The 26864-nt window shown below is 71.8% G+C and carries 24 protein-coding genes; 19 read left to right on the forward strand and 5 right to left on the reverse strand.

The features are described 5' to 3' along the window. The first annotated feature begins 49 nt into the window (after nucleotides 1-49). From OG247_RS42555 to aroA, 11 genes are all read left to right on the forward strand, one after another. Nucleotides 50-1594 carry an FAD/NAD(P)-binding protein gene (locus tag OG247_RS42555; protein WP_327257869.1) on the forward strand — a complete coding sequence of 515 codons (1545 nt, stop codon included), beginning with the start codon at nucleotides 50-52 and terminating at the stop codon, nucleotides 1592-1594. Nucleotides 1595-1711: 117 nt separating this feature from the next. Continuing rightward, nucleotides 1712-2524 carry a class II aldolase/adducin family protein gene (locus tag OG247_RS42560; RefSeq protein WP_327257870.1) on the forward strand — a complete coding sequence of 271 codons (813 nt, stop codon included), beginning with the start codon at nucleotides 1712-1714 and terminating at the stop codon, nucleotides 2522-2524. 65 nt (nucleotides 2525-2589) lie between these two features. Next, on the forward strand, nucleotides 2590-3237 hold the full coding sequence (locus OG247_RS42565) for an NAD(P)-dependent oxidoreductase (RefSeq protein ID WP_327257871.1): 648 nt from the start codon (nucleotides 2590-2592) through the stop codon (nucleotides 3235-3237). A gap of 29 nt (nucleotides 3238-3266) precedes the next feature. Then, entirely contained in the window at nucleotides 3267-4544 is a 1278-nt protein-coding gene (locus OG247_RS42570; protein ID WP_327257872.1) for a multidrug effflux MFS transporter, read from the forward strand. 249 nt (nucleotides 4545-4793) lie between these two features. Then, on the forward strand, nucleotides 4794-6185 hold the full coding sequence (locus OG247_RS42575; RefSeq protein ID WP_327257873.1) for a class II 3-deoxy-7-phosphoheptulonate synthase: 1392 nt from the start codon (nucleotides 4794-4796) through the stop codon (nucleotides 6183-6185). A 48-nt stretch (nucleotides 6186-6233) separates the two neighbouring features. Further along, nucleotides 6234-6611 carry a chorismate mutase gene (gene aroH / locus OG247_RS42580; protein ID WP_327257874.1) on the forward strand — a complete coding sequence of 126 codons (378 nt, stop codon included), beginning with the start codon at nucleotides 6234-6236 and terminating at the stop codon, nucleotides 6609-6611. Further along, complete coding sequence (locus tag OG247_RS42585) at nucleotides 6611-7735, forward strand: prephenate dehydrogenase (protein WP_327258059.1); 1125 nt, start codon at nucleotides 6611-6613, stop codon at nucleotides 7733-7735. Before aroH ends, OG247_RS42585 begins: the two co-directional genes overlap by 1 nt. A gap of 186 nt (nucleotides 7736-7921) precedes the next feature. Then, nucleotides 7922-9109 carry a chorismate synthase gene (aroC, locus tag OG247_RS42590; protein WP_327257875.1) on the forward strand — a complete coding sequence of 396 codons (1188 nt, stop codon included), beginning with the start codon at nucleotides 7922-7924 and terminating at the stop codon, nucleotides 9107-9109. Then, nucleotides 9106-10185 carry a 3-dehydroquinate synthase gene (aroB, locus tag OG247_RS42595; RefSeq protein ID WP_327257876.1) on the forward strand — a complete coding sequence of 360 codons (1080 nt, stop codon included), beginning with the start codon at nucleotides 9106-9108 and terminating at the stop codon, nucleotides 10183-10185. The genes aroC and aroB overlap by 4 nt, the downstream gene beginning before the upstream one ends. A 211-nt stretch (nucleotides 10186-10396) precedes the next feature. Next, nucleotides 10397-12532, forward strand: coding sequence for a transketolase (gene tkt, locus OG247_RS42600; protein ID WP_327257877.1), 2136 nt, complete (start codon nucleotides 10397-10399; stop codon nucleotides 12530-12532). Beyond that, nucleotides 12529-13815 (forward strand): 3-phosphoshikimate 1-carboxyvinyltransferase, encoded by a 1287-nt coding sequence (gene aroA / locus OG247_RS42605; protein ID WP_327257878.1) that lies wholly within the window; start codon nucleotides 12529-12531, stop codon nucleotides 13813-13815. Before tkt ends, aroA begins: the two co-directional genes overlap by 4 nt. A 23-nt stretch (nucleotides 13816-13838) precedes the next feature. Here aroA and OG247_RS42610 read toward each other — a convergent pair whose 3' ends face one another. Both OG247_RS42610 and OG247_RS42615 read right to left on the reverse strand, forming a co-directional pair. Next, nucleotides 13839-14411: a dihydrofolate reductase family protein gene (locus OG247_RS42610; RefSeq protein WP_327257879.1), complete on the reverse strand. Its 573-nt coding sequence runs from the start codon at nucleotides 14409-14411 to the stop codon at nucleotides 13839-13841. 95 nt (nucleotides 14412-14506) lie between these two features. Next, on the reverse strand, nucleotides 14507-15298 hold the full coding sequence (locus tag OG247_RS42615) for a GbsR/MarR family transcriptional regulator (protein ID WP_327258060.1): 792 nt from the start codon (nucleotides 15296-15298) through the stop codon (nucleotides 14507-14509). Between the two features lie 222 nt (nucleotides 15299-15520). On the opposite strand from OG247_RS42615, the gene OG247_RS42620 reads away from it, so the two are divergent. From OG247_RS42620 to OG247_RS42640, 5 genes are all read left to right on the forward strand, one after another. Next, nucleotides 15521-16189, forward strand: a complete 669-nt coding sequence (locus OG247_RS42620; RefSeq protein ID WP_327257880.1) for a DUF4097 family beta strand repeat-containing protein — start codon at nucleotides 15521-15523, stop codon at nucleotides 16187-16189. Between the two features lie 26 nt (nucleotides 16190-16215). Beyond that, complete coding sequence (locus tag OG247_RS42625) at nucleotides 16216-17178, forward strand: ATP-binding cassette domain-containing protein (RefSeq protein ID WP_327257881.1); 963 nt, start codon at nucleotides 16216-16218, stop codon at nucleotides 17176-17178. Then, a complete protein-coding gene (locus tag OG247_RS42630) occupies nucleotides 17175-17960 on the forward strand; it encodes an ABC transporter permease (protein ID WP_327257882.1) in 786 nt (261 codons plus the stop codon). The genes OG247_RS42625 and OG247_RS42630 overlap by 4 nt, the downstream gene beginning before the upstream one ends. 862 nt (nucleotides 17961-18822) lie before the next feature. Then, entirely contained in the window at nucleotides 18823-19311 is a 489-nt protein-coding gene (locus tag OG247_RS42635) for a MarR family transcriptional regulator (RefSeq protein WP_327257883.1), read from the forward strand. After that, a complete protein-coding gene (locus OG247_RS42640) occupies nucleotides 19308-19631 on the forward strand; it encodes a replication initiation protein, RepL2 (protein ID WP_327257884.1) in 324 nt (107 codons plus the stop codon). Before OG247_RS42635 ends, OG247_RS42640 begins: the two co-directional genes overlap by 4 nt. Here the strand turns inward: OG247_RS42640 and hisC are convergent. The 3 genes from hisC to gap all read right to left on the reverse strand — a co-directional run bounded on the left by hisC (nucleotide 19621) and on the right by gap (nucleotide 22904). Continuing rightward, nucleotides 19621-20724: a histidinol-phosphate transaminase gene (hisC, locus tag OG247_RS42645; RefSeq protein ID WP_327257885.1), complete on the reverse strand. Its 1104-nt coding sequence runs from the start codon at nucleotides 20722-20724 to the stop codon at nucleotides 19621-19623. The genes OG247_RS42640 and hisC overlap by 11 nt on opposite strands. A 162-nt stretch (nucleotides 20725-20886) precedes the next feature. After that, nucleotides 20887-21801, reverse strand: a complete 915-nt coding sequence (locus tag OG247_RS42650; RefSeq protein WP_327257886.1) for a pyridoxamine 5'-phosphate oxidase family protein — start codon at nucleotides 21799-21801, stop codon at nucleotides 20887-20889. Between the two features lie 95 nt (nucleotides 21802-21896). Further along, nucleotides 21897-22904: a type I glyceraldehyde-3-phosphate dehydrogenase gene (gene gap, locus OG247_RS42655; protein WP_327257887.1), complete on the reverse strand. Its 1008-nt coding sequence runs from the start codon at nucleotides 22902-22904 to the stop codon at nucleotides 21897-21899. Nucleotides 22905-23164: 260 nt separating this feature from the next. On the opposite strand from gap, the gene OG247_RS42660 reads away from it, so the two are divergent. The 3 genes from OG247_RS42660 (at nucleotide 23165) to OG247_RS42670 (ending at nucleotide 26783) form a co-directional block, all read left to right on the forward strand. After that, nucleotides 23165-24118: a helix-turn-helix domain-containing protein gene (locus tag OG247_RS42660; protein ID WP_327257888.1), complete on the forward strand. Its 954-nt coding sequence runs from the start codon at nucleotides 23165-23167 to the stop codon at nucleotides 24116-24118. 143 nt (nucleotides 24119-24261) lie between these two features. Then, nucleotides 24262-25131, forward strand: a complete 870-nt coding sequence (locus tag OG247_RS42665) for a class I SAM-dependent methyltransferase (protein ID WP_327257889.1) — start codon at nucleotides 24262-24264, stop codon at nucleotides 25129-25131. Next, complete coding sequence (locus OG247_RS42670) at nucleotides 25128-26783, forward strand: AMP-binding protein (protein ID WP_327257890.1); 1656 nt, start codon at nucleotides 25128-25130, stop codon at nucleotides 26781-26783. Before OG247_RS42665 ends, OG247_RS42670 begins: the two co-directional genes overlap by 4 nt. Nucleotides 26784-26864 lie beyond the last annotated feature (81 nt).

Genomic DNA, 26864 nt, shown 5'->3' on the forward strand with positions numbered 1-26864 from the left:
CGGCGCACGACGACCCCGCGCCTTCCACGAATTGATAGGTGACTGACACATGTCCCGTGGATTCTCGATCGGCATCGTCGGAGGAGGCGCGGCTGCAGTCTGCTTGATCGACGCGTTGTCGCGAACACAAAGCGAACCGGGCAGCCTCACGGTCTTCGAACCGTCACCGCACCTGTGGCGCGGGCGTGCCTACCAGGTCGACACCGAGACCCTCAAGGTCAACGCGACCCCCGACGACATGTCCGTGCGCGCCGGCGACCTCCGGCACTTCGAGAACTGGCTGGAGACGCGGGACAAGGTCATAGGGGTACGCACCGGAGTCGACCGCTGGTCCGGGAGCCGCTTCGCCCCCCGGACCGTCTACGGCGAGTACCTGGAGCAGACCGCCTACGCCGCGCTCGGCGAACTGCGCCGCCAGGGCTGGCGGGTCGACCTCGTCGGCGAGGGGGTCACCTCCGCGAGCCGCGCGGCCAACCGCGTCCTGCTGCGCACGGGCAACGGCCGTGCCCGCGCCTTCGACTACGCCATCCTGTGCGTCGGCGGCGACAGCCCCAAGGACGTCTACGGTCTGGGCGACACCCCCGGCTTCGTCGGGGACCCGTACCCGATCGTCAACAAGCTGGCCGACGTCGGGGAACGGGAGCACGTCGCGATCATCGGCAGCGGCCTGACCGCCATCGACATCATCCTGTCGCTGGCCGCGCAGGGCCACCAGGGCAAGATCAGCCTGCTGTCCCGGCGCGGGGTCCTGCCCGGCGTACGGCAGAAGGCGGTCCCCTTCGAGCTGCGGCACTTCACCCCGCACCGGATGGAGGAGCTGGCCGCGATCCACCCCGAGGTCACCCTCGAGGACATCGCCACCATCATGCGGGCCGAGTTCCGCGATGTCGGCGCCGACCTCGACGCGGTGGTCTCGGAGATCATCCGCGTCGACCTGGAAGACCCGGTCGACCGGCTGCGCCGGCAGATCGAAGAGGTCGACTCCCCCCACATGGGCCTGCGCATCCTCCAGCGCGCCGTCCCCGAGACCGGCCCCGACGTCTGGCCGATGCTGCGCGAACAGGACAAGGTCCAGCTGCTGCGCGCCCACTACCGCACGATCATGAGCCTGTGCTGCCCCATGCCGCCCGGCAGCGCCGGAGTCCTCCTCGACCTCGTCGAGGCCGACAAGCTGGAGATCGTCGCGGGCCTGCAGAACATCACCCCGCACCCCGAGGCCGGCTTCGACGTCGTCACCGCCGAGGGACACGACTTCACGGCCGACCGCGTCATCAGCGCGGTCAACGCCTCCGAGGGGCGCATCCCCACCAGCGCCGCGCCCCTGGTCACCTCGCTGATGCGCAGCCGCGTCGCCAGCCGGCACCCCCACGGCGGCCTGCACATAGCGCGCCCGACCAGCCAGCTCACCACCAACGGCCGGCCCGACCCGCGCCTGTACGGGCTCGGCAACATCGCCGCCGGCTCGCTCTTCTTCACCTTCGGCATCCCCTCCCTGGTCGACCGCAGCCAGGACATCGTCGGCGCGATCCTGCAGCACGCCGAGACCGTCACGGCCGCGACCCAGGAGAACGAGGACGTCCTGCTCACGGTCTAGCCCCGCCCGCATCCGCTTTCCCGCCCGCTTTCCGCCCGCTTCCCAGCCCGTTTCCCCGCCCGCATCCGTACGCCACCGGAAAACGATCCGGAGATTCCGGAGATGAGGACCCCGAGCATGAGCGTCATCGAGACCGACCGGCCCGCCTACCTGGCGGACACGCACACCGGCCTGCCGATCCCGAGCGAGCCGGTCTTCGCCACCCACGAGGAGACGCGCCGCCACCGCAAGCAGCGGCTCGCCGCCGCACTGCGGCTGTTCGGCAAGTACGGCTTCGGTGAGGGCATCTCGGGCCACATCTCGGTCCGCGACCCGGAGCACGAGGACCGGTTCTGGGTGAACCCCTTCGGCGTCTCCTTCAACCTGGTCCGCGTCGCCGACCTCATCTGCGTGGACTCGGCGGGCACTGTCGTGGAGGGCAAGCACCGGGTCAACCCCAGTGCGTTCGTCATCCACTCGGCCATCCACGAGATGCAGCCGGGCGCCACGGCGGCCGCCCACGGCCACACCGCGCACTCCCGCGCGCTGGGCGCCCTGGGCCGCCTGCTGGACCCCATCGACCAGGAGTCCGCGGCCTTCTACAACCGCCAGGTCCTCTACGAGGAGTACGAGGGTCCCTCGGTCTCCGCCGAACTCGGCCGCGACATCGCGGAGAAGCTGGGCGACAACCGCGCGATCCTGCTGCGCCACCACGGCCTGATAACCGTCGGCGGATCGCTCGACGAGGCCGTGCACTGGTTCTTCACCTACGACAGCTGCGCCCAGGTGCAGCTGCTCGCCCGGGCGGCGGGCACGCCCAAGAGCTTCACCCATGAGCAGGCCGTCGCCGCCGGGGACGGCTTCGGCAACGAGCAGCTGGGCTGGTTCAGCTTCCAGCTCCTCTGGGACGAGATCATCCGCGAGCAGCCCGACTTCCTCGAAGAGGACTAGCCCGCGGGACGTCTCCTCGTCCGGCACCACCCCCCGAAGATCACCGAGGAAGAAGAGGCACCACCATGAACATCCTGCTTTTCGGAGCCAGCGGGCACATCGGCAGCGCCATCGCCGGCGAACTGCTCTCCCGCGGCCACGCCGTCACCGGCGTGACCCGCACCGGCGAGATCGCGGGCAACGGCCACGAAGGCCTGAAGGTGATCGCCGGTGACGCCACCGACGCGGACACCGTGGCCGAACTGTCCGCGGCGGGCTACGACGCCGTCGCCTCGGCCGTCGGCCCCAAGCTCGGCGTCGACGACGACCACAAGATCATCGTCGGTGCGGCCAACGCGCTCATCGAGGGCCTCACGCGCAGCGGCGTACGCCGTGTCGTGGTCCTCGGCGGCGCCGGCAGCCTGGAGGTCTCCCCGGGCGTCAAGGTCATCGACAACCCGAACTTCCCGGCCGTCTGGAAGCAGAACGCCCTCGCCCAGAGCGAGGCGCTCGGCCTCTACCGCCAGGCCGGCTCCCTGGACTGGACGTTCATCTCCCCGGCCGCCCAGATCGAGCCCGGTGAGCGCACCGGGACCTATCGCGTCGGCGGTGAGCAGCTCCTGGTGGACGCCGAAGGCAAGAGCCGGATCAGCATCGCGGACTACGCGGTCGCCTTCGCGGACGTACTGGAGCGCGGAGAAGCGATCCAGTCCCGCATCACCGTCGCCTACTGATTCCGCGTTCCCCGGAGGGGATCCGAAACATGACTTCACCCGCCACACCGAAGAGCGCCGGCATCGTCCGGTTCGCCATCATCCTCGGTGCACTCACCGCCCTCGGCCCGCTGGCCAACGACGCCTACATGCCGGGCCTCCCGCAGATCGCCGAGGACCTGAACACGAGCGCCTCGGCCGCCCAGCTCAGCCTCACCGCCTGCCTGCTGGGCCTCGGCATCGGCCAGCTCATCGCCGGACCCGTCAGCGACGCGCTCGGCCGCCGCCGTCCGCTCATCGCCGGTCTGGCACTGTTCGCCGTCACCGCCCTGCTGTGCGCCTTCGCCCCCGACATCTGGACGCTGGTCGGCCTGCGCGCCCTCCAGGGCCTCGGCGGCGCCACCGGCATCGTCATCGCCTCCGCGGTCGTGCGCGACCGGCACACCGGGCCCGCCGCGGCCCGGTTCTTCGCGATGCTGATGCTCATCACCGGCATCGCCCCGATCCTGGCCCCCGTCCTCGGCGGCCAGCTGATGCTCGTCACCTCGTGGAAGGGCATCTTCATCGCCCTGGCGATCGTCGGCGCCCTGATGCTCTTCGGCGTCGCCGGAGCCCTGCCGGAGACGCACCCCGCCGAACGGCGCGTGCGCGGCGGACTCAAGGCCACCGGCCCGATCTTCCGCCGGCTGCTCGGCGACCGCGTGTTCGTCGGCTACAACCTGGCCTGCGGCTTCGCCTTCGCCGCGATGTTCGCGTACATCTCCGGCTCGACCTTCGTGCTCCAGTCCATCCACGGGATGTCCCCGCAGGCCTACAGCGTCGTCTTCGGCGTCAACGCCCTCGGCCTGGTCATCGCCGCGCAGGTCAGCGGGCGCATCGTGCACAAGACCGGCCCGCGCGCCCTGCTCGCCTCCGGTCTGGCCCTCTCCGCGGTCGGCGGCCTCGGGCTGCTCGCCGTCGTCCTCACCGACGCCGGTCTGGCCCCGCTGCTCGTCGCGCTCTTCCTGGTGGTCTCCAGCGTCGGCCTCGTCCTGCCGAACTCCTTCGCACTGGCCCTCCAGGACCACGGCGACGTGGCCGGCTCGGCCGCCGCGCTGCTGGGCCTGTCCCAGCACCTGATCGGCGCGGCAGTGGTCCCGCTCGTCGGTCTCGCCGGCGAGGACAGCGCGGTTCCGATGGGCATCGTCATCGCCGTCCTCGGCGTCGGCGGTCTGCTCTTCTTCGGCCTCACCAAGGGCCACCAGGCCGCCGGAGAGGAAGCCGGCGCTCCGGCGCCCGGGGCGCAGGCCCCTTCGGCCCGGTCCTCCGAGGTCCGCGAGCCGGTCTAGGAGGCATCTCGCCGATCATGCCGGGCCCGCCTGATCAGGCCTGATCAGGCCTGATCCGGACTGATCCGGACTGATCGACAAGAAACCCCCAGACCCTTGGCGAGACGGGATCCCGCGACGGATCGCCCACCGGGGGTCCGTACGGCCGCACCACCGTACGGACCCCCGGCACCCCGGGGCCGCCACCCCGGGCGGCGACAGGCCCACACCTCTTCCCTTTCCACCGAAACCGATCGAGGCACAGCCACCATGACCCTCGCCACGCACGCCACGGCCGTCGACTCCTGGCGGCTGCTGCCCGCCGCCCAGCAGCCGTCCTACCCCGACCCGGTCGCCCTGCGCTCCGCGCTCGACGACCTCGCCTCCTACCCGCCCCTGGTCTTCGCCGGCGAGTGCGACCGGCTGCGCGACCGGCTCGCCGACGTCGCCCGGGGCGAGGCCTTCGTTCTCCAGGGCGGGGACTGCGCCGAGACCTTCGACGCCGTCAGCTCCGACCAGGTCCGCGACAAGGTCCGCACCCTGCTCCAGATGGCCGCCGTCCTCACCTACGCGAGCTCCGTGCCCGTGGTGAAGATCGGCCGGATCGCCGGGCAGTACTCCAAGCCGCGCTCCAAGCCCACCGAGATCCGCGACGGTGTCGAACTGCCCGTCTACCGCGGCGACTCCGTCAACGGCCTCGCCTTCACCCCCGAGTCCCGCACCCCGGACCCCGAGCGGCTCAAGCGGATGTACCACTCCTCCGCCGCCACCCTGAACCTCGTACGGGCCTTCACCACCGGCGGCTACGCCGACCTGCGCCAGGTCCACGAGTGGAACCGCGACTTCGTCGCCGCCTCCCCGGTCGGCGAGCGCTACGAGCGCCTCGCCGGGGACATCGACGACGCCCTCACCTTCCTCGCCGCCTGCGGCGCCGACCCGGCCGCCGTCCACTCCTCCGAGATCTTCGCCAGCCACGAGGCGCTGCTCTTGGACTACGAGGCCGCGCTCACCCGCGTCGACGCCCGTACCGGGAAGCCGTACGACGTCTCCGGCCACATGATCTGGATCGGCGAGCGCACCCGACAACTGGACGGTGCCCACGTCGAGTTCGCCTCCAGTGTGCAGAACCCCATCGGCGTCAAGCTCGGCCCCACGACCTCCGCCGGCGAGGCCCTGCGCCTCATCGACAAGCTCGACCCGGAGCGCGTGCCCGGCCGTCTCACCCTCATCACCCGGATGGGCGCCCGCAACATCCGCGAGATCCTCCCCGAGCTCATCGACAAGGTCACCGCCGAGGGCGCGCGCCCCGCGTGGATCTGCGACCCGATGCACGGCAACACCTTCGAGGCGCCCAGCGGCCACAAGACCCGCCACTTCGACGACGTCCTCGACGAGGTCACCGGCTTCTTCGAGGTCCACCGCGCGCTCGGCACCCACCCCGGCGGCATCCACATCGAGCTGACCGGCGACGACGTCACCGAATGCGTCGGGGGCGGCGCCGAGGTCCGGCTCGCCGACCTCGGGCAGCGCTACGAGTCCGCGTGCGACCCGCGCCTGAACCGCAAGCAGTCGCTCGACCTGGCCTTCCGGGTCGCCGAGCTGTACCGGAACCGCGGAACGGCGGTCTCGGCCCGCCGCGAAGCCGTACCGGCCGCCGCCTGATCCCGAGCGACCGATCGACGTACCGTCCTGAAGCAAAGGGAGAAGCCCATGTCCGTGCGTGCCCTGCGCGGTGCCATCCAGCTGGAAGTCGACGAGCGGGGCCACCTGCTGGACGGGGTCCGCAAGCTGTTCCAGGAGATGCTCCTCGCCAACGGGCTCGACCAGGACGACCTGGTCAGCGTGCTCTTCACGGCGACCCCGGACCTGGTCAGCGAGTTCCCGGCGGTGGCCGCCCGGGAACTGGGCGTCGTCGACGTGCCCTTGATGTGCGCGCAGGAACTGGACATCGCCGGGTCCCTGCCCCGCGTGGTGCGGATCCTCGCGTACGCCGAGACGGACCTGCCCAGGCCCGAGGTCAAGCACATCTACCTGGGCGGCGCGGCCGCCCTGCGCCAGGACCTGGTCACCGCCGGGGAATCCAGATGATCCGCTCCGCCGCGGTGGTGGGGACGGGCCTCATCGGAACCTCCATCGCCCTGGCCCTGTCCCGCCGCGGGGTGGCCGTCCACCTCATGGACGAGAACGACTCGGCCGCCCGCACCGCCGCCTCGCTCGGCGCCGGCACCCTCGGCGCCCCGAAGACCACCGTGGACCTGGCCGTACTGGCCGTCCCGCCGGCCCAGGTCGGCACCGTGCTCGCCGCCCAGCAGAGGCTGGGCCTGGCCCGCTCGTACACCGACGTCGCCAGCGTCAAGACCGAGCCGGAGATCGGGGTCCTCGCCGCCGGCGCCGACCCCGTCACCTTCATCGGCGGACACCCCATGGCCGGCCGGGAGCGCTCCGGCCCGCTCGCCGCCTGCGCCACCCTCTTCGAGGGCCGCTCCTGGGTGCTGACCCCCACGGCCCACACCAGCCGCGACGCGCTCAACATGGCGCTCATGATGGTCTCCCTGTGCGGGGCGGTGCCCGTCGTCATGGACAGCGACGCGCACGACCGGGCCGTGGCCCGCGTCTCCCACACCCCGCACGTGGTCGCCTCGCTGATGGCCGCCCGCCTCCAGCACCTCCAGGAGGACGCCTGCCGCCTCGCCGGGCAGGGGCTGCGCGACGTGACCCGGATCGCCGGGGGCGACCCCCGGCTGTGGAGCGACATCCTGGAGTCCAACGCCACCGCGGTCGCCGACGTGCTGACCGAACTCGCCGAGGACCTCCAGGTCACGGTGGCCGCCCTGCGGGGCCTCGCCACCGACGACGCCGACGAACGCGCCCAGGGCACCACGCTCCTGGCCGACCTGCTCGGCCGCGGCATCAGCGGCCGCGACCGCATCCCCGGCAAGCACGGACACCCGGTACCCGCCTGCGCGCCGGTCCGGGTCCTGATCGGGGACCAGCCCGGCGAACTCGCCCGGCTCCTCGCGAACGCCGCCGAACTCGGCGTCAACATCGAGGACATGACCATCGACCACTCGCCCGGCGACGAGAGCGGCCTGGTCGAGCTGATGGTCGCCCGCGGGACCGCCGTGACCATGTCGCAGGGCCTGATGAGCGCGGGCTGGCGGGTCCAGCGGATGGGGCCGATCGAGGCTCCGCCGGTGGCCGTCGGAGTCTGACCCCGCGTCCGCGGATCCCCGTACGACCCCTTCCGCCAGCCTCCCCCTCCACGGGACCCGGCCGCCCCACCGGCCGGGTCCGATCGCCCACCACGTCGGCCCACCACGTCGGCCCACCGCTCCGCCCCGCCTCACCGCTGCGCCCCACCACGCCGGCCTACGACGCCGCATGACAGAGGATCACCCTTGAGTACTTTGCGATGGCTCACCGCGGGCGAATCGCACGGCCCCGCCCTCACCGCCGTCCTCGAAGGCCTGCCCGCCGGGGTGGAGATCTCCACCAAGGCCGTCGCCGACTCCCTGGCCCGACGCCGCCTCGGCCACGGCCGGGGCGCCCGGATGGCTTTCGAGCGGGACGAGGTGACCTTCCTCGGCGGGGTCCGCCACGGCCTCACCCAGGGCGGACCGGTGTCGATCCAGGTCGGCAACACCGAATGGCCCAAGTGGGAGACGGTGATGTCCGCCGACGGCGTGGACCCGGAGGTGCCGGCCGGCGGGGCGCGCAACGCCCCCCTCTCGCGCCCCCGCCCCGGCCACGCCGACCTCGCCGGGATGCAGAAGTACGGGTTCGGCGACGCCCGGCCGGTGCTGGAGCGGGCCAGTGCCCGCGAGACCGCCGCCCGTGTCGCCGTCGGCGAGGTCGCCCGCGCCTTCCTGTCGCAGGCGTACGGGATCACGATCGTCAGCCACGTCGTCTCGCTCGGCGCGGCAGCCGCCCCCGAGGGCGTGGTGCCCGGGCCGGACGACACCGCGCGCGTGGACGGCGACCCGGTGCGCTGCCTGGACCCCGCAGCATCCGCCGCGATGGTCGCCGAGGTCGACCGGGCCCACAAGAACGGCGACACCCTCGGCGGAGTCGTCGAGGTGCTCGCGTACGGACTTCCGCCGGGCCTGGGCAGTTACGTCCACGGCGACCGGCGCATCGACTCCCGGCTCGCGGCCGCCCTCATGGGCATCCAGGCCATCAAGGGCGTCGAGTTCGGCGACGGCTTCGGCCTCGCCCAGCTCCCCGGCTCCCTCGCCCACGACGAGATCGAGCGGGACGAGGCGGGCGCCCTTCGCCGCCGCACCGCCCGCTCCGGCGGGGTCGAGGGCGGCATGACCACCGGCGAACCGCTGCGGGTGCGCGCCGCCATGAAGCCCATCGCCACCGTGCCGCGCGCCCTGGCCACCATCGACGTCGCCACCGGCGAGCCGGCCGTCGCCCACCACCAGCGCTCCGACGTCTGCGCGGTGCCCGCGGCGGCCGTCGTGGCCGAGGCGATGACGGCGCTGGTCCTCGCGCATGCCGCGCTGGAGAAGTTCGGCGGGGACTCCCTCGCCGAGACCGCCCGCAACCACCGGGGCTACCTCGAGAACCTGGCCGTCCGGTGAGCGCCCCGACGCTGGCGGCCGGGAGCACCCGGATACCGGTCGGCGGGGACCGGCCGTACGAAGTCGTCGTGGGCCACGGGCTGACCGGCGAGACCGGACGCGTACTGGGCTCCGAGCCGCTGCGGGTGGCCGTCGTGCACTCCCGCACGCTGCTGCCGACGGCCCGGCGGATCGCGCGGGAACTCGCCGACGAGGGACGCATCGTGGTCTCCCTCGAAGTGCCCGAGGGCGAAGCCGCCAAGGACATGACCGTGGTCGTGGGCCTGTGGCGGGCCCTCGCCGACGCCGGGTTCACCCGCTCCGACGCCCTCGTGGCCGTCGGCGGCGGCGCCACCACCGACCTCGCCGGGTTCGCCGCCGCCGGGTGGCTGCGCGGCGTACGGCTGGTCCTGGTGCCGACCACCCTGCTCGGCATGGTCGATGCCGCCATCGGCGGGAAGACCGCCGTCAACCTGCCCCAGGGCAAGAACCTCGTCGGCGCCTTCCACCCGCCCGCCGGGGTGCTGTGCGACCTGGACCTGCTGGACACCCTGCCGCCCGCCGGCTACGTCAGCGGCCTCGCCGAGGTCATCAAGGCGGGGTTCATCGCCGACCCGGAGATCCTGCGCCTGGTCGGGGAGGACCCCGCCGGCGCCGTCCACACCCGGGAGCTCGTCGAGCGCGCCATCCGCGTCAAGGCCGAGGTGGTCACCGAGGACTTCCGGGAGGACGGCCGCCGCGAACACCTCAACTACGGCCACACCCTGGGCCACGCCATCGAGCGGATCTCCGGCTACCGGGTCCGGCACGGCCACGCGGTGGCCGCCGGCATGGTCTTCGCCGCCGAACTCGCCCGGCTCGACGGCCGGCTGTCCACCGCCGACGCCGAACGCCACCGCACCCTCCTCACCGCCGCCGGCCTGCCCACGACCCACTGCGGAGCCTGGGCCCCGCTGCGCGACGCGATGGGCATCGACAAGAAGACCCGGGGCAACCGGCTGCGGTTCGTCGTCCTCGACGCCATCGGCCGCCCCGCGCTGCTCACCGCCCCGGACGAGGCGCTCCTCCGGGCCGCCTACGAGCGGATCTCCCGGTGAAGCGGGCTCCCGTCCGCTACGCCCGTGCCCGCGCGATCCGCCGTGCCCGCGCGGTCCGCCACGGCGGATCGGTCCGCCCGGCGGGGTGGGCCGGCGGGGGCGCAGCAGCTGAACGCACCGCAGGCCCCGTACGCGCAGGAGCTGCTGGACCCGCAGGACCCGTACTCGTACCCGTACCCGTACCCGAATCCCCCGAACAGGAAGGCCCGTCATGACCGTCGCCACCGCCCCGCAGGCGCCCGCCCTGCTCTGGGGGGACGCCGACCGCCGGGCCGTCGAGGTCGCCCGCGCCCTGACCGTGGACGCGGTCGAGGCCGCCGGACACGGACACCCCGGCACCGCCATGAGCCTCGCGCCCGCCGCCTACCTGCTCTTCCAGCGGCTGCTGCGGCACGACCCCCAGGACCCGCGCTGGGCCGGCCGCGACCGGTTCGTGCTCTCCTGCGGCCACGCCAGCCTGACGCTCTACACGCAGCTCTACCTGTCGGGCTACGGGCTCACCCTCGACGACCTCAAGGGCCTGCGCACCGAGGGCAGTCTGACCCCCGCGCACCCCGAGTACGGGCACACCCCGGGCGTGGAGACCACCACCGGCCCCCTCGGCCAGGGCCTCGCCAACGCCGTCGGCATGGCCATGGCGGCCCGCCGCGAGCGCGGCCTGTTCGACCCGCAGGCCGCACCGGGCGAGAGCCCCTTCGACCACACCGTCTGGGCCATCGCCTCCGAGGGCGACCTGGAGGAGGGCGTCGCGCACGAGGCCAGCTCGCTGGCCGGCCACCAGCGCCTGGGCAACCTCGTCGTCCTCTACGACGAGAACCGCATCTCCATCGAGGACGACCGGCAGATCGCGCACTCCGAGGACACCCTCGCCCGCTACCGGGCGTACGGCTGGCACGTGCAGGAGGTCGACTGGACCGCTACGGGGGAGTACACCGAGGACGTGGCGGCCTTGCACCGGGCGCTCGTCACCGCCCGCGAGACCACCGACCGGCCCTCCCTCGTAGCGCTGCGCACGATCATCGGCTGGCCGGCGCCGAAGAAGCGGAACACCGGCGGCATCCACGGATCGGCGCTCGGCGCCGAGGAGGCCGCGGCCGCCAAGGCGGCGATGGGCCTCGACCCCTCGCTCTCCTTCCAGGTCCCCGCCGAGGTACTGGCCCACGCCCGCCGCGTCGCCGACCGCGGAGCCGGGGCCCACCGCCAGTGGGACAAGACCCTCGCCGACTGGCGCGCCCTCAACCCCGAGCGCGCCGAGCTCTTCGACCGGCTCTCCGAGCGCCGGCTGCCCGAGGGGTGGCAGTCGAACCTGCCTGTGTTCCCCGCGGGCGGGCAGGTCGCCACCCGCAAGGCGTCCGGGGAGGTGCTGAACGCGCTCGCCTCCGTCCTTCCCGAACTGTGGGGCGGCTCCGCGGACCTCGCCGAGTCCAATCTCACCACCATGAAGGGCGAGCCCTCCTTCATCCCCGAGGAGTTGTCGACGGAGGCGTACTCCGGCCACCGGTACGGGCGGACCTTGCACTTCGGGATCCGCGAGCACGCCATGGGCGCCATCCTCAACGGCATCGCCCTGCACGGCGGGACCCGCCCCTACGGCGGCACCTTCCTGGTCTTCTCCGACTACATGCGCCCCGCCGTCCGCCTCGCGGCCATGATGAAGCTGCCCGTCACCTACGTCTGGACCCACGACTCCATCGGGCTCGGCGAGGACGGCCCCACCCACCAGCCGATCGAGCACCTCTGGTCGCTGCGCGCCATCCCCGGCCTCGACGTGGTCCGGCCCGCCGACGCGAACGAGACCGTCGTCGCCTGGCGCACCATCCTGGAGAACGACGACCGCCCGGCGGGCCTGTGCCTGTCCCGGCAGAACCTGCCCGTGCTGGAGCGCACCGAGGAGAGCGGGCTGTCCCCCGCCGAGGGCGCGGCACGCGGCGGGTACGTCCTGGCCGAGGCCGAGGGCGCCGAGGGCGGGTGCCCCGAGGCCATCCTCATCGCCACCGGCAGCGAGGTGCCCATCGCCCTGGACGCCCGCCGCATCCTCCAGGACGGGGGTCTCGCCACCCGCGTCGTGTCCATGCCGTGCCTGGAGTGGTTCCAGGCGCAGGAGGAGGCGTACCGCGAGGAGGTGCTCCCCGCCGGGGTGGCCGCCCGGGTCTCCGTCGAGGCGGGCTCCAGCCTCGGCTGGTACGCCCTGGTCGGCGCGGCGGGCACCTCGCTGGGCATCGACTCCTTCGGCGCGTCCGCCCCGTACCAGTCCCTGTACGAACTCCACGGCCTGACCGCGCCGAAGGTCGCCGCGGCCGCCCGCGCGAGCGTCGAGCGGGCTCAGCGCAAGGCCACGGCCCGATGAGCGCCGCGACCGTGCTGGAGGCCCGGATCCCCGGCTCCAAGAGCATCACCAACCGGGCGCTGCTCCTCGCGGCCGCCGCCCCCGGCCGCAGCCGCCTCGGTGCGCCCCTGGTCAGCGACGACACCCTCGCCTTCCGGGCCGCGCTCACGGCCCTGGGCACCGGGGTGCGCGACATCGGCGACAGTGGCTACGGGTACGGCGACGGCTCGGGTTACGGAGACGGCTCCGGCGAGGTGTGGGAGGTCACCGGGCGCGGCACCGGACCGGCCGGCCCCGGCCGCGTCTGGTGCGCCGACGCCGGCACCGCCGCGCGCTTCCTGCCGCCCTTCGCGGCCACCGGGCGCGGGGAGATCGCCTTCGACGGCTCCGACCAGCTGCGGGCCCGCCCGCTGCGGCCGCTGCTGGAGGCGCTGACCGGCCTCGGGGCGCGGGTGCGCGGTACGGGCCTGCCCTTCACCCTCACCGCGCGGGGGCTGGCCGGCGGCCGCGTCGAGCTGGATTCCGGGCTCAGCAGCCAGTACCTCTCGGGGCTGCTGATGGCCGCGCCGCTGATGGGCGGGCCGCTCACGGTGGACGTGCCGCGGCTCGTCAGCCGTCCGTACGTGGACATGACCCTCTCCTTGATGCGGCAGTTCGGCGCCCGCGTCGAGGAGGAGGGCAGCGCGATCACGGTCCACCCGGGCGGGTACCGGCCCACCGACCTCGACATCGAGCCGGACGCCTCGACCGCCTCGTACTTCTTCGCGGCGGCGGCCGTCACCGGACGCACCGTACGGGTCCAGGCCCTGGGCACGGAGAGCCTCCAGGGCGACACCGCGTTCGTGGAGGTGCTGCGACGTGCCGGGGCCCGGGTCACCAGGACCGCCGGCTGGACCGAGGTCACGGGCACCGGCCCGCTGCGCGGCGGATTCACCGTCGACATGGGCGACATCTCGGACACCTTCATGACGATGGCCGCGATCGCCCCGCTCGCGGACGCCCCCGTCACCATCACGGGCATCGCGCACGCCCGTCTGAAGGAGTCCGACCGCATCGCCGCCGTCGCCGGGAACCTGCGCGCGCTCGGCATCCGGGTCGAGGACGGCCCGGACCGCATCACCGTCCACCCGGGCACCCCGGCCCCGGCGGCGGTCGCCTGCCACCGGGACCACCGCATCGCGATGTCCTTCTCGGTACTGGGCCTGCGCGCCCCCGGCGGCACCCTCGACGACCCGGCCTGCGTGGCCAAGACCTTTCCCGGCTTCCACGAGGAACTGCGGCGCCTCTTCGGCACCTTCGGCTGAAGGCGCGCGGGGACGGGCTCGGGTCAGCGGACGACGTCGAAGACGTTCAGCTGCAGGCCGTTGTCGTACGCCGCGTGCTCGACGAGCTTCAGCTTCTGCGCGTCCTTGTCGGTGGCGCTGAAGAGCCGCTTGCCCGCACCGAGCAGCAGCGGGAAGACCAGCAGGTGGTACCGGTCGATCAGGCCGGCGTCGGAGAGTGCCCGGTTCAGGGCGGCGCTGCCGTGCACGATGATCGGACCGCCCTCGGTCTCTTTGAGCGCGGCGACCTCGTCGAGGGTGCGCAGGATCGTGGTGTCGCCCCAGTCCGACACCAGGTCGTCCTCGGCGAGGGTGGTGGAGACGACGTACTTCGGCATCACCTTGTAGTCGGCGAAGTCCTCCATGCCGGGCCACACGGGGCTGAACGCCTCGTAGCTGGTCCGGCCGAGCAGCATCGCGGCGGCTTCCTTCTGCTCCCGGCCCTTGATCTCGAAGGCCTCGGGCAGGAACTCGACGTCCTTGAAGGTCCAGCCGGAGTTCCGGTAGCCGGGCTCGCCGCCGGGGGCCTCCACTACGCCGTCGAGGGAGACGAAGGCGGTGCTGATGATCTTGCGCATCTGAGGTTCCTCGAAATCTTGTGGCTGGCTCTCGGTGGTCCGTCCGGCGCGCCCCGCGACCACGTACGTGGCTGCCGCGGCGTGCCTTTCATGATCTAAGACCGCGGCTCCCCGGGAAACTCATCGGTCCCCGCGACATTTTCTTCGGCTCTTTCGGCGGAGGTGTCCGAGGGCGCCTCCAGCTTCGTGTGGAGGATCGCGCGGGCCTGTTCGGCGGCGCGGGCGATGCTCTCGGAGACGAAGTCGAGGAAGCGGGCGATGTTCTCCATGCGGGTGCCGGCCGGGGTGTCGGCGCCGAGGACGGCGACGCCCTGCCGTGCCGTCTCGACGATCTGGGCGGCGGAGCGGGCGCTGGCCATCATCGACTGGTACCAGATGTCGTCGTCGACGACGTAGCGCTCGCGGCGGCCTTCCTCGCGTTCCCGTCGGATGAGGCCCTGTCCCTCCAGGAACGTTATCGACTTCGACACGGAGGCCGGGCTGACCTGGAGGCGCTGGACGAGTTCCGACGCGGTGAGGCTGCCCGTGTCGGTGAGGGTGAGGCAGGCCATCACCCGGGCCGTCATGGTGGGCATGCCCGAAGCCATCATGACGGTGGTGAACACCTCCTCGTAGGCGCGCACGGCCTCGGCGTCCCGTCCGTAGGCCTGCGGAGCGGCCTGCGGTCCGCGGGGCGCGGTCTGCTTGCGCCGGTGCGCGCGGGCTTCGGTGGCGCGGTGGGCCAGATCGGCGCGGTAGGCGCTGGGGCCGCCGTTGCGCATGACCTCGCGCGTGATGGTCGAGGTCGGCCGGTCCAGCTGTCTGGCGATCTCCGCGTAGGCGAGGCCGTCGGCCACCCCCATGGCGATCTGCTGGCGTTCCTGCTGGGTGAGCCTGCCTCCCGGCATCGCGGTCTCCTTCGTGGGTCGTCGTGCCTCCAGTATAGCGTTCACTTCCATCTCATTGCAACGCCTGGAGTGGCTGGCGTTGCGTTTGGCTTCAGCCCTTCGCAACGATTAAATGGCTCTGACCTGCAAGTATTGGGATTCATCGCAACGAACTTCTTGCTGAGACTTGGAAAGCAACGTAGCTTTTCCCTCATCGGAAACAACGAGTCGCAGGAGAGAATCATGCAGAAGTTCGCCACCACCGCCCCGATCTCCGCCGTTCTGGACATCCCCGCCGGCACCATCCGCTTCATCGCCGCGGACCGCGCGGACACCGCGGTCGAGGTCCGGCCCGCGGACGCCTCGAAGGGCCGCGACGTCAAGGCGGCCGAGCAGACCCTGGTCGAGTACGCCGACGGGGTCCTGCGGATCGCGGCCTCGGCCAAGAACCAGCTGCTGGGCGCCTCCGGCGCCATCGAGGTGACCGTCCAGCTGCCCGCCGGTTCTCGTGTCGAGGCGAAGGCGGCCGCCGCCGACCTCCGGGGCGTCGGACGCCTCGGTGACGTGGTCTTCGAGGCGGCGCAGGGCTCGGTCAAGCTCGATGAGGCCGCGAGCGCCCAGCTGACCCTCGCGGCCGGCGACGTCTCGGTCGGCCGTCTGGCCGGTTCCGCCCGGATCAGCACCCAGAAGGGCGACCTGCACATCGCCGAGGCCCTGGGCGGCACGGTCGAACTGCACACCGAGTACGGGGAGATCGTGGTCGGCGCGGGCCGCGGGGTCAGCGCCACCCTCGACGCCGGCACCGCCCTCGGCCGGATCCACAACGCCCTGCACAACGCCGACGGGGCCGCCGCCGGGCTCTCCATCCACGCGACCACCGCCTACGGCGACGTCACCGCCCGCAGCCTCTGACATCCAGTCACAAAGGAGCACCGCTCATGACCACCTGGGCCATCACGGCGAACGGTCTGCACAAGTCCTACGGCGACAAATCGGTCCTCGACGGCATCGACCTGAGCATCCCGGCCGGCTCCGTGTTCGCCCTGCTCGGCCCCAACGGCGCCGGCAAGACCACCGTCGTGAAGATCCTGTCCACGCTCATCACCGCCGACGGCGGTCAGGCCCAGGTCGCGGGCCACGACATCGCGGCCTTCCCGGGCGGGGTGCGGGCGGCGATCGGTGTGACGGGTCAGTTCTCCGCGGTCGACGGGCTGATCACGGGTGAGGAGAACATGCTCCTCATGGCGGATCTCCACCACTTGTCGAAGGTGGAGGGGCGGCGGGTCGCTGCCGAGCTGCTGGAGCGGTTCGATCTGGTGGAGGCGGCGAAGAAGCCTGCTTCGACCTACTCGGGTGGTATGAAGCGCCGGCTCGACATCGCGATGACGTTGGTCGGTGATCCGCGGATCATTTTCCTGGACGAGCCGACGACGGGTCTCGATCCGCGTTCCCGGCACAACATGTGGCAGATCATCCGCGGGCTCGTCGCGGGCGGTGTGACGGTCTTCCTGACCACCCAGTATCTGGAAGAGGCCGATCAGCTCGCGGACCGTATCGCGGTGTTGAACGGCGGCAGGATCGCCGCCGAGGGCACTGCCGAGGAGTTGAAGCGGATGATCCCGGGTGGGCATGTGCGCTTGCGGTTCTCCGACCCGGGCGCCTACCGGTCCGCAGCTGCCGCGCTCGGCGAGGTCACCTTGGACGACGAGGCGCTGGCGCTGCAGATTCCCAGCGACGGTAGCCAGCGTGCGCTGCGCTCGATTCTCGACCGGCTGGACTCGGCCGGGGTGGAGGCGGACGAGCTGACCGTGCACATGCCCGACCTCGACGACGTGTTCTTCGCCCTGACCGGCACCACTCACCAGACCCTGCCCAGCCAGTCGAAGGAGAACGTCCGATGAGCTCTCTGTCCCTCGCGGTCCGTGATTCGTCCACGATGCTGCGCCGCAATCTCCTGCACGCCCGGCGCTATCCGTCTTTGACCCTGAATCTGCTGCTCACGCCGATCATGCTGTTGCTGCTCTTCGTCTACATCTTCGGAGATGTGATGAGTGCGGGCATCGGCGGTGGCAGCCGCTCCGACTACATCGCCTACCTGGTTCCGGGTCTGCTGCTGATGACGATCGGTTCGACCACGATCGGTACGGCGGTGTCGGTGTCCAACGACATGACCGAGGGGATCATCGCTCGTTTCCGCACGATGGCGATCCATCGGGGTGCGGTGCTCATCGGACACGTCGTCAGCAGCGTGCTCCAGTCGATCGCGTCCGTGGTCCTGGTGGGCGCCGTTGGCGTGGCGATCGGGTTCCGGTCCACGGACGCGACGGCCCTGGAATGGCTCGCGGCACTCGGGCTCCTGGTGCTGTTCGCCCTGGCGTTCACCTGGATCGCCGTCGGTATGGGGCTGATCAGCCCCAACGCCGAGGCCGCGAGCAACAACGCGCTCCCGATGATCCTCCTGCCGCTCCTGTCGAGTGCGTTCGTGCCGGTCGAGGGGATGCCGGGCTGGTTCCAGCCCATCGCCGAGTACCAGCCCTTCACCCCGGCCATCGAAACCCTGCGCGGTCTGCTCCTGGGTACCGAGATCGGCAACAACGGCTGGCTCGCCGTCGCCTGGTGCCTGGGCCTCGCCGTCCTCGGCTACTTCTGGTCAGCCGCGAAGTTCAACAGTGACCCGAAGTAGGGGCCGAGGCAGCACAGGGCCCCTCCCGCACCCCGCTCCGCCCCGAGGCGGCGTACCCCGACAACACGTCGGAGTGCGCCGCCTCGTTCGTGTGCGGACGCCGGCGGCGGCTACGCGCCGCTGACGGTACGGACGTTCTTGCCGAGGCCCACGCGCGCCGCGAGCTCCTGCTGGGACATCTGGACCTCGCGGCTCGGCTCCTGGAGATCGATCAGAGCGCTCAGTAGGTCCTGGGCGGCGCGGGAGAGGTGGCCACGGGGCTGAAGCCGGCTGACGGTAGGTGCAAGGAACCTCGTTGCCTGGCCAGGACGGACCGGATAAGACCTCGGCCACAGAAGGTGCGCCCAGACGAAGCCCGTCACCGCGATCACCGGCGCCGACGGATTCGCTCAGCCCCAGCCGGTATCAGCCACGCTGCTGCTTGTTTCGGGCAGTGGCCACGAGGGGCCGTGCGACGGGGTGCCGGCGGTGGACCCACCTGGGAGCGCTGGCGCGAAGCGTCAGGGCGAGCAGCCGCCGACCCGGGCCGACAGGTGCTCACTACCTTTCCAGGTATTAAGAACGCGCAGCCCCCGCACCCTCTTGACCTGCGCAAACGTCGACCGCAACCCGATCCTGGGATCGGGTAACCCGATCCTGGAAGCGGGTTACCCGATTCTGGAAACGGGTCAGTTAGCTATGTGCACATCTCTGACTGGGCGGGTGGGCGTGGGCCCGGTGTCGAACTTGATTAGCAATGAGCAAAGGAACCTTTCCTCGGGGCGAGGTTGGTTGGCTATGAGGTAATGTGCAATGTGCTAATCGTGAGGCCCTGGAGGGGGTCTCGCGGCTCGTGGTGACGAGGGGCGGGGCGGGTTCACGCATGGCGGAGTCGGCGCGGAGCAAGATCCTTGCACTGGTGGATCCTGACACCGGAGCAATGGAAGAGGTCCCCCGTGCCCCGTACGCCTTCGACGGACCGCACATCAACGTCGGGATCCGGCGCGGCCGTCAGCTTGCCTCGGGAGCTTCGGGACTGAGTGACCGTGAGTTCCGCGTGCTGGTCTGGTACTGGTTCGCGACGGAGGAACGGCAGGGGCCCGTTCAGATGACCGGCGTGGCCGTCGCATCAGAGCTAGACATGAGTCCTGACGCGCTGTCTAGGGCCGTCAAGGTCCTCAAGGGTGCTCGCCTGCTGGTGGAGTCCGGTGGGATCGGCCGTACGACGTTCTACCGAACGACCCCGTACCTTGCGTTCATCGGGACGGGCTTCGAACATCGTGAGGCGGTTTCCGACTGGAATCCTCCGGAGATGCGCATCCCGAAGCCGGGCGACCGTGGGCGCAGGAAGATCAAGGGAGACGCGACATGAAGGTCCACCGCAGTGAGGACGTGCTGTACGTCCTCAAGCGCACGGGACGCGTCCTGAACCCGAATCAGCGGATCGTCGTCATGCTGTACGCGGCCTCTGAGCAGCGGCCGGACGGGTCGGTGTGGATCAAGGCCACCGAGCTCGCCGAGACCGCGGGTATGAGCGCCCCGGTGTTTTCCCGGACGCGCAAGGAGCTGGAGGCTCTTGGGTGGCTCGAAGAGGTGGACAGCGTCGGCCCCGTTCGGGTCTACCGGCTGACCCCGACGGTCGAGGCGGAGCGTGAGCAGCCGGGTGCCCGGCTGAGGGTCATCAGCGGCTGAGTCGGGGGTCCCAGTCGGCCGCCGTTTTCAGGAGGCGGTCGTTTGCGGACGGGGTGCCGATCGTGATGCGGACGCCCTCTTCGGCGAAGGGGCGGACCATGAGGCCGGCCGCCTCGCAGGCGTCCGCGAAGTAGGCGGTGCGGGAGCCGAGGCGCAGCCAGACGAAGTTGGCGTGGCTCTCGGGGACTTCGAAGCCCTCCGCGCGCAGGGTGGCGCTGACGCGGGCGCGTTCCGCGACCAGGTCGGCCACGCGTTCGCGGAGTTCCTCCGTGGCGCGCAGGGAGGCCAGGGCGGCGGCCTGGGCGGGGCCGCTGACGCCGAGGGGGACCGAGCAGGCGCGTAGGGCGGCTGTGACCCGAGGGTGGGCCACCGCGTAGCCGACGCGGAGGGCGGCCAGTCCGTAGGCCTTGGAGAAGGTGCGCAGGACGGCGACGTTGGGGCGGTCGCGGTAGAGGTCGATGCCGTCCGGGATGTCTTCGGCGGGGTCGACGAACTCGCGGTAGGCCTCGTCCATGACGACCAGGATGTGTGGGGGCACGCGGTCCAGGAAGCGTTCCAGTTCGGCGCGGCGTACGGCGGTGCCGGTGGGGTTGTTCGGGTTGCAGACGAAGATCAGGCGGGTGCGGTCGGTGACCGCGTCGGCCAGTGCGTCCAGGTCGTGGGTCTCGTCGCGCAGCGGGACCTGGACGGAGGTGGCCCCGGCGGCCCAGGCCAGCAGCGGGTAGGCCTCGAACGAGCGCCAGGCGAAGACGACCTCGTCGCCCGGGCCCGCGGCGGCGGCGACCAGGTGCTGGGTGATGCCGACCGAGCCGGTGCCCAGTACGAGGTGGTCGGCGGGTACGCCGAGGCGACCCGAGAGCTCCGCGATGAGCTCGGCCGCGGTGGGGTCGGGGTAGCGGTTGAGGCGGCCCAGCCAGGTCTCGACCGCGGCGATCACGGAGGGGAGCGGCGGGTACGGGTTCTCGTTCGAGGAGAGTTTGTCGACGAACTCGTCGCGGGCCGCGCGGCCCGGCACGTAGGCGGGGAGCGTCGAGACGTCGGCCCGGAGCCGGGGGGAGGTCGTGGAGGTCGTGTGCGGATCGGCATCGGGCATGGCGCAATCCTTCGATGTGGAGGCCGTGGACGGGGAGGGTGCCGGGGCGGGGCGTGCAAAGCGGGGAGTGCAACACCGTCCGGCCGCGCCGACGGGGGAGACGGCACGGCCGGACGGTGACCAGGGGACCGGGGGAGGGGGACGGCGCGGGGCCGCGGGGGTTCAGCCGCGCGCCGGTGCCGGCGGGTTGTAGGGCGAGGGACCGCCGAACGCCCAGCGCAGCCGGGTCGCCCCGTCGATCTGCACCACGCGCTCGATGTCGAACTCGCACATCCGCAGGGCTCCGGGCACGTCCGCCCGGTCCCCCTCGGCCCAGTTGATCCGCGCCTTGCCCGTCAGTTGCAGGGTGTGGCCGGACTCCCAGTCCAGGAAGAGCAGTCCGCAGTTCTCGTTGAGCTGCAGATTGCCCAAGGTCATGTAGAAGGAATTGCCGAAGTAGTCGGGCCATACGAGCCTGCGCGGTCCCGCCACCGTGACGAAACCGGGGTCGCCGCCCCGGTGCGAGGAGTCCGCGCCGTAGCCTTCGGCCCGGCTGGCGATGAAGAAGGTGTCCGCCCCGGTGATCCACTTCTCCTGCTCGGGCGTGAGCGCGTCGCCGTCCCGGGTCTCCCGGGGCGCGGAGGCGGGCCCGTCCGCGACCGGGACCCGCACCTGGAGGTACTTGGGGCAGTTGCCCAGCACCTGCTCGGTGCGGATGTGCAGCGACTGCCCTTCGCGCCGCGCCACGCCGTTGATCCGGATCCGGGTCGTCGTGTGCGGTTCGAGGGCGAGCAGTCCGATGTCGGCCGTCTCGGCGAAGGCTTCGGCCAGCGGATCGCCGGGCACGGGCAGGGAGGACAGCGTGATCGTGCGCCGGCTCGTGGGCAGGGCGAAGCCGGGGTCGCCCGTGACCAGGGAGGACCACATGGCGCCCGTGGCGTCGGCGCCGCCCAGGAAGAGCATGCGCTGGCGCATCAGGTACTGGTCGAAGCCGGGCTGGATCACGTCGTCGAACATCGGCGAGCCCCAGCCGGGACCGCCTTCGCCGGCCTGCTTCTGTACGGCCTGTTCGCCCTCGTGGTGGGGGGTCTTGATCACGGGAATCGGGAACCTCCGGTCGGGACGGGCGCCGCGGCCGACGGGGTCGCCGTCGGCGGACGCACGTCTACGGGGCGCCGGTCAGCGGGCGCCGATCAGCGGGCGCCGATCAGCAGGGCGGTGTCCACGACACGGTTGGAGAAGCCCCACTCGTTGTCGTACCAGCCGACGATCTTGACCTGGCGGCCGTCGCCGATCACCTTGGTCAGGCCCGAGTCGAAGATGCACGACGCGGGGTCGGTGACGATGTCGCTGGAGACGATCGGCTCGTCGGTGTAGGTGAGGATGCCCGCGAGAGCGCCCTCGGCGGCCTTCGCGAAGATCTCGTTGACCTCCTCGACCGTCGTCGCGCGGCCGACGCGGACGGTCAGGTCGGTGGCGGAGCCCGTCGGGATCGGCACGCGCAGCGCGTACCCGTCGAGCTTGCCCTTGAGCTGCGGCAGGACCAGGCCGATGGCCTTGGCCGCGCCGGTGGTGGTCGGCACGGTGTTCGTCGCCGCCGAGCGGGCGCGGCGCAGGTCGGTGTGCGGCCCGTCCTGGAGGTTCTGGTCCGCGGTGTAGGCGTGGACCGTGGTCATCAGGCCGTGCTCGATGCCGAGCGCGTCGTCGAGGACTTTGGCCAGCGGGGCCAGGCAGTTGGTCGTGCACGAGGCGTTGGAGACGATGTCGTGCACGGCCGGGTCGTAGAGGTCGTCGTTGATGCCGAAGGCGATCGTCAGGTCCTCGTTCTTCGAGGGCGCGCTGATGATGACCTTGCGGGCACCGGCCTCCAGGTGGGCGCGGGCCTTGTGCGCGTCGGTGAACACACCGGTGGACTCGATGACCACGTCCACCTCCAGCTCGCCCCACGGCAGCTTGGCCGGGTCGCGCTCGGCGGTCACGCGTATGGTGCGCCCGTCGATGACGAGGTTGCCCTCGGCCGCGCGGACGTCGTGGCCGAGCTTGCCGAGCGTGCTGTCGTACTTGAGCAGGTGGGCCAGCGTCGCGGCGTCGGTGAGGTCGTTGACGGCGACCACCTCCAGGCCGGTGCCCCGCTGAAGGGCGGCGCGGAAGAAGCTGCGGCCGATGCGGCCGAATCCGTTGATGCCGACCTTGATCGTCACGTGATACCCCTCGTTCGGAAACTACATCCATGACCGCACGTGAAGCCGCGTTGTCCGGCCAGTCCTCACCCTCAACTGTACCGGCCGACCTGTCTCCCGGCTTGCGTAAATGCGCCTGTTCATGGCCTGTTTACGCACGAAAGCCGAGGCAAGGCCCCGTTGATTGCAACATCTGATGGCGTGCTAGTACCTGCATGCAGGTATGTTTTTATGGGCCTGCCTGTCACGCTGGTATGACGCTTCCCGGAGCGAGGAGAACGATGGACATGCTGCCCCTCCGCGGGCCGAGCGCATCCGTGCCGGACCGCAGTCCACCGCTCGCCGCGCCCGCCCCCGGCACGGCGCGGGTCATCCGCACACACGGCGAGTCCGTGTACGGGGCCACCGTCCGCCGCGACTTCGGCGACGTGACCATCTCCCTCGTCACCGGGGAGGCCCACGAGGCCGTGCGTCCCGGCCGCCACATCCGCCCCGACCCCTCAGAGTCCCTGCGGGTGTTCCGGGCACTGGCCGGCGAGATCCACGTCCACCAGGACGGCCGCCGGGGCCAGGCGAGCGGCCCGCAGATCATCTGCTGCGACACCAGCCGCCCGTACCGCCTCCTGCTGCCCCGGCCCTTCCACCTGGTCGAAGTGCAGCTCCCGCACCGGCACCTCGGCATGTCGGCCGGCGACACCGCGAAGCTGACCGCCACCGGCTGGTGCGGGCGGATGGGCGCGGGCGCCCTGCTCTCCCAGCTCCTCGCCGGACTCCACGACCACGGCACCGAGATCCACTCCGCCGTCGACCGGGTCGGCGCCACCGTGGCGGGCCTGGCCGCGGCCGTCCTCGCCGACCGGCTGCGCCACGTGGCCGCCGAGGACGAGGTGGCCCGGCACGACCTCATGCTGGGCATCCAGGCGTACATCCGCGCACGGCTCTCCGACCCCGAGCTCACCCCGCAGGCGGTCGCCGAGCACCACAACATCTCGCTGCGCTACCTCCAGCGGATCTTCCAGGAGCACGGGACCAGCCCCGCCCGGTGGATCCGGGACGAGCGCCTCGCCCGCTGCAGGTCGGAACTGCGCGACCCGCGGCTCGGACACCTGCCCGTCGGGGTGATCGGCGAACGGTCCGGCCTCTACCAGGCCTCGCACTTCAGCCGCCTCTTCCGCGACCGGTACGGCCTCACCCCGCGCGGCTACCGGACCATGCGCGAGGCCGTGCCCATGTAGGGGGGCCCGCCGGCCGGCACCGGGCACCGGCGACCGGTTGACCGGCGACCGGCGACCGGCGACCGATGACCGGCGACCGGCGACCGATGACCGCCGAGTACCGACGAGTACCGACGACCGACGAGCACTGACATCCGAGGAGGATGACGGATTTGACCGGCACGAGCTTCGAATTCCCCGGTGAGTACTACGAGATCATGCGCAAGGACTTCCGCAACCTCGACGCCGAGACGGAGTTCCTCGCGTCCCTGCTCCCCGACGCGGGCACCGTACTCGACCTGGGCTGCGGCACCGGCTCCAACCTGCGCGCCCTGCGCGAGCGCGGCCACCGCGGCACCGGCGTCGACCAGAGCGCCGCGTTCCTGGAGTATGCCCGCGCCGCCGGCGGCGCGGGCATCTCCTACGTGGAGGCCCGCGCCGAGGAGTACCGCACCGACGAGCGCTACGACCTCGTCTACAGCCTCTTCATGACGCTCAACTACCTGGAGCGCGACCGGCTCCCGGCGGTCCTGCGCTCCCTCCGCGAGCTGCTGGCCCCGGGTGGGCAGGTCGTCCTGGAGTTCGGCCACCTGCTGAACTTCGTCGACTCCTTCCAGCCCGACAGCATCGGCCACCACCGCCGGGACGGGGTGCTCATCACCCGCCTCGCCCGCCAGTTCGTCAACGCGCACGCCGCGAACTGGCGCAACGAGGAGACCCTGCTGGTCCGCACCGCGGACGGCACGGTCGCCATGTACGACAACTTCTTCGACCAGGCCGTCCTGACCGGGCCCGAGGTGCGCGGACTGCTGGCCGCGGCGGGACTGACCATCACGGCCGAGTACGGCGGGTTCCGCAAGGAGCCCGCGCCCTTCCACGGCCGGGGCCCGCTCGTCATCGTGGCCACCGCGACCCCCGCCGACACGGCGACCTCCGCCGACACCGCGTCCGCCTCCGCCGGCGCCGCGTCCACCCCCACCGGCACCGCGGCCACCGCGTCCGACACCGCTCAGCAAGAGGAGAACCAGGCATGACCGGCACCGGCATATCGCTGCTCGACGGCGGGCCCGCCCCCGAAACCGGCGTCGCGCACCTCGGCGCCGCCCTCGCCCGCGCCGTCGCCGGGAGCGAGGGCCGGGGGGTGACGTACATCCGCGCCGACGGCACCGAGGTCCACCAGAGCTACGCCGAGCTGCTCGACGACGCCTCGCGCGTCCTGGCCGGCCTGCGCGCCTCCGGCGCCGTCGTCGGCGAGAAGATCATCCTCCAGTCGGCCGACGACGCCGACCTCCTCGCCGGGTTCTGGGGCTGCGTCCTCGGCGGCTTCCTGCCGCTGCCCGTCAGCGCCGACGCGGTGAACGGCCCCGGCCTGCTGGAGCGCGTCTGGGGCGGGTACGGCAGCCCCCGCGTCCTGACCGGCACCGGCCAGGAGATCGCGCCCGCCGTCACCGCCGACGCCGGCTGGACCGCCGCCCACCTGGGCGACGTGGCGAGCCTGCGCACCGCCCACGAGCCGGACCTCGCCCCCCACCAGCCGGACGCCGCGGACCCGGCCGTGCTGCTGCTCACCTCCGGCAGCACCGGCGTGCCCAAGGCCGTCACCCTGACCCACCGCAACATCCTCACGCGCAGCGCGGCCACCTCCCGCGTGAACAAGCTCGACGCGGACACCCGCACCTTCAACTGGATGCCGCTGGACCACATCGGCGGGCTCGTCATGTTCCACGCCCGCGACGTCTTCCTCGGTGCCGCACAGGTCCACGCCAAGATCCAGTGGGTGCTCGAGGACCCGCTGCGCTGGCTCGACGCCGTCTCCACCCACCGGGCCGACACCACCTGGGCACCCAACTTCGCCTTCGTGCTCGTCAACGACCAGGCCGACCGCTTCGAGGGCCGCGGCTGGGACCTGAGCCCGCTGCGCTACATCATGAACGGCGGCGAGGCCGTCCGCTCCGGCGTCGTCCGCCGCTTCCTGGACCTGCTGGCCCCCCACGGGCTGCCCGCCACCGCCATGTTCCCCGGCTGGGGCATGTCCGAGACCACCGCCGGCGTGGCCGACTGCCAGTTCACCGAGGCCGCCGCCGGCGACGACCGCTACGTGCCCGTCGGCCGCCCCCAGCCCGGCACCCGCATCCGTGTCGTCGACGAGCACGGCGAGCTCGTGCCCTGGGGCATCACCGGCCGCCTCCAGGTCACCGGCTCGACCATCACGTCCGGGTACTACGACAACCCCGTGCAGAACCGTCAGTCCTTCACCGAGGACGGCTGGTTCAAGACCGGCGACCTGGCGTACGTCGAGAACGGCATCCTCGCCGTCACCGGCCGCACCGACGACGTCATCCAGCTCGGCGACATCGCCTACCACGGCCACGAGATCGAGGCCGCCGTCGAGGAACTCGACTTCATCGAGCCCTCGTACACCGTCGCCTCCCTCGTCACCGCCGAGCCCGGCGGCCCCGAGGAGCTCGCCGTCTTCTTCAGCCCGCGCACCGGCACCCTCACCGGGGAGCAGGGTGAGCGGATCCGCGAGCGCGTCCGCGAGCGGCTCGGCGTCGACGTACGTCACCTGCTGCCCGTCGACCGGTCCGAGATCCCCAAGACCGGCATCGGCAAGCTCCGCCGCGCCCAGCTCCGCAAGAGCTTCGAGGACAGCCTGGCCTCCGTCCCGGCCGGCTCGGCGGTCTGACCGTACGGGTGGTGCGGCTCTGGCGGGCCCGCTCGAACCACACCACCCGTACGTCTCCATCCCCTACGCACGAGGAGCGCC

This window comes from Streptomyces sp. NBC_01244, from assembly GCF_035987325.1.
Classification (GTDB): Bacteria; Actinomycetota; Actinomycetes; order Streptomycetales; family Streptomycetaceae; genus Streptomyces.

What these genes read in the sequence shown, in the direction of transcription:
- OG247_RS42555 (WP_327257869.1), top strand. Translation starts at nt 50, where the DNA reads ATGTCCCGTGGATTCTCGATCGGCATCGTCGGAGGAGGCGCGGCTGCA.
- OG247_RS42560 (WP_327257870.1), top strand. Translation starts at nt 1,712, where the DNA reads ATGAGCGTCATCGAGACCGACCGGCCCGCCTACCTGGCGGACACGCAC.
- OG247_RS42565 (WP_327257871.1), top strand. Translation starts at nt 2,590, where the DNA reads ATGAACATCCTGCTTTTCGGAGCCAGCGGGCACATCGGCAGCGCCATC.
- OG247_RS42570 (WP_327257872.1), top strand. Translation starts at nt 3,267, where the DNA reads ATGACTTCACCCGCCACACCGAAGAGCGCCGGCATCGTCCGGTTCGCC.
- OG247_RS42575 (WP_327257873.1), top strand. Translation starts at nt 4,794, where the DNA reads ATGACCCTCGCCACGCACGCCACGGCCGTCGACTCCTGGCGGCTGCTG.
- aroH (WP_327257874.1), top strand. Translation starts at nt 6,234, where the DNA reads ATGTCCGTGCGTGCCCTGCGCGGTGCCATCCAGCTGGAAGTCGACGAG.
- tkt (WP_327257877.1), top strand. Translation starts at nt 10,397, where the DNA reads ATGACCGTCGCCACCGCCCCGCAGGCGCCCGCCCTGCTCTGGGGGGAC.
- aroA (WP_327257878.1), top strand. Translation starts at nt 12,529, where the DNA reads ATGAGCGCCGCGACCGTGCTGGAGGCCCGGATCCCCGGCTCCAAGAGC.
- OG247_RS42610 (WP_327257879.1), bottom strand. Translation starts at nt 14,411, where the DNA reads ATGCGCAAGATCATCAGCACCGCCTTCGTCTCCCTCGACGGCGTAGTG.
- OG247_RS42615 (WP_327258060.1), bottom strand. Translation starts at nt 15,298, where the DNA reads ATGCCGGGAGGCAGGCTCACCCAGCAGGAACGCCAGCAGATCGCCATG.
- OG247_RS42620 (WP_327257880.1), top strand. Translation starts at nt 15,521, where the DNA reads ATGCAGAAGTTCGCCACCACCGCCCCGATCTCCGCCGTTCTGGACATC.
- OG247_RS42625 (WP_327257881.1), top strand. Translation starts at nt 16,216, where the DNA reads ATGACCACCTGGGCCATCACGGCGAACGGTCTGCACAAGTCCTACGGC.
- OG247_RS42630 (WP_327257882.1), top strand. Translation starts at nt 17,175, where the DNA reads ATGAGCTCTCTGTCCCTCGCGGTCCGTGATTCGTCCACGATGCTGCGC.
- OG247_RS42635 (WP_327257883.1), top strand. Translation starts at nt 18,823, where the DNA reads ATGGCGGAGTCGGCGCGGAGCAAGATCCTTGCACTGGTGGATCCTGAC.
- OG247_RS42640 (WP_327257884.1), top strand. Translation starts at nt 19,308, where the DNA reads ATGAAGGTCCACCGCAGTGAGGACGTGCTGTACGTCCTCAAGCGCACG.
- hisC (WP_327257885.1), bottom strand. Translation starts at nt 20,724, where the DNA reads ATGCCCGATGCCGATCCGCACACGACCTCCACGACCTCCCCCCGGCTC.
- OG247_RS42660 (WP_327257888.1), top strand. Translation starts at nt 23,165, where the DNA reads ATGGACATGCTGCCCCTCCGCGGGCCGAGCGCATCCGTGCCGGACCGC.
- OG247_RS42665 (WP_327257889.1), top strand. Translation starts at nt 24,262, where the DNA reads ATGACGGATTTGACCGGCACGAGCTTCGAATTCCCCGGTGAGTACTAC.
- OG247_RS42670 (WP_327257890.1), top strand. Translation starts at nt 25,128, where the DNA reads ATGACCGGCACCGGCATATCGCTGCTCGACGGCGGGCCCGCCCCCGAA.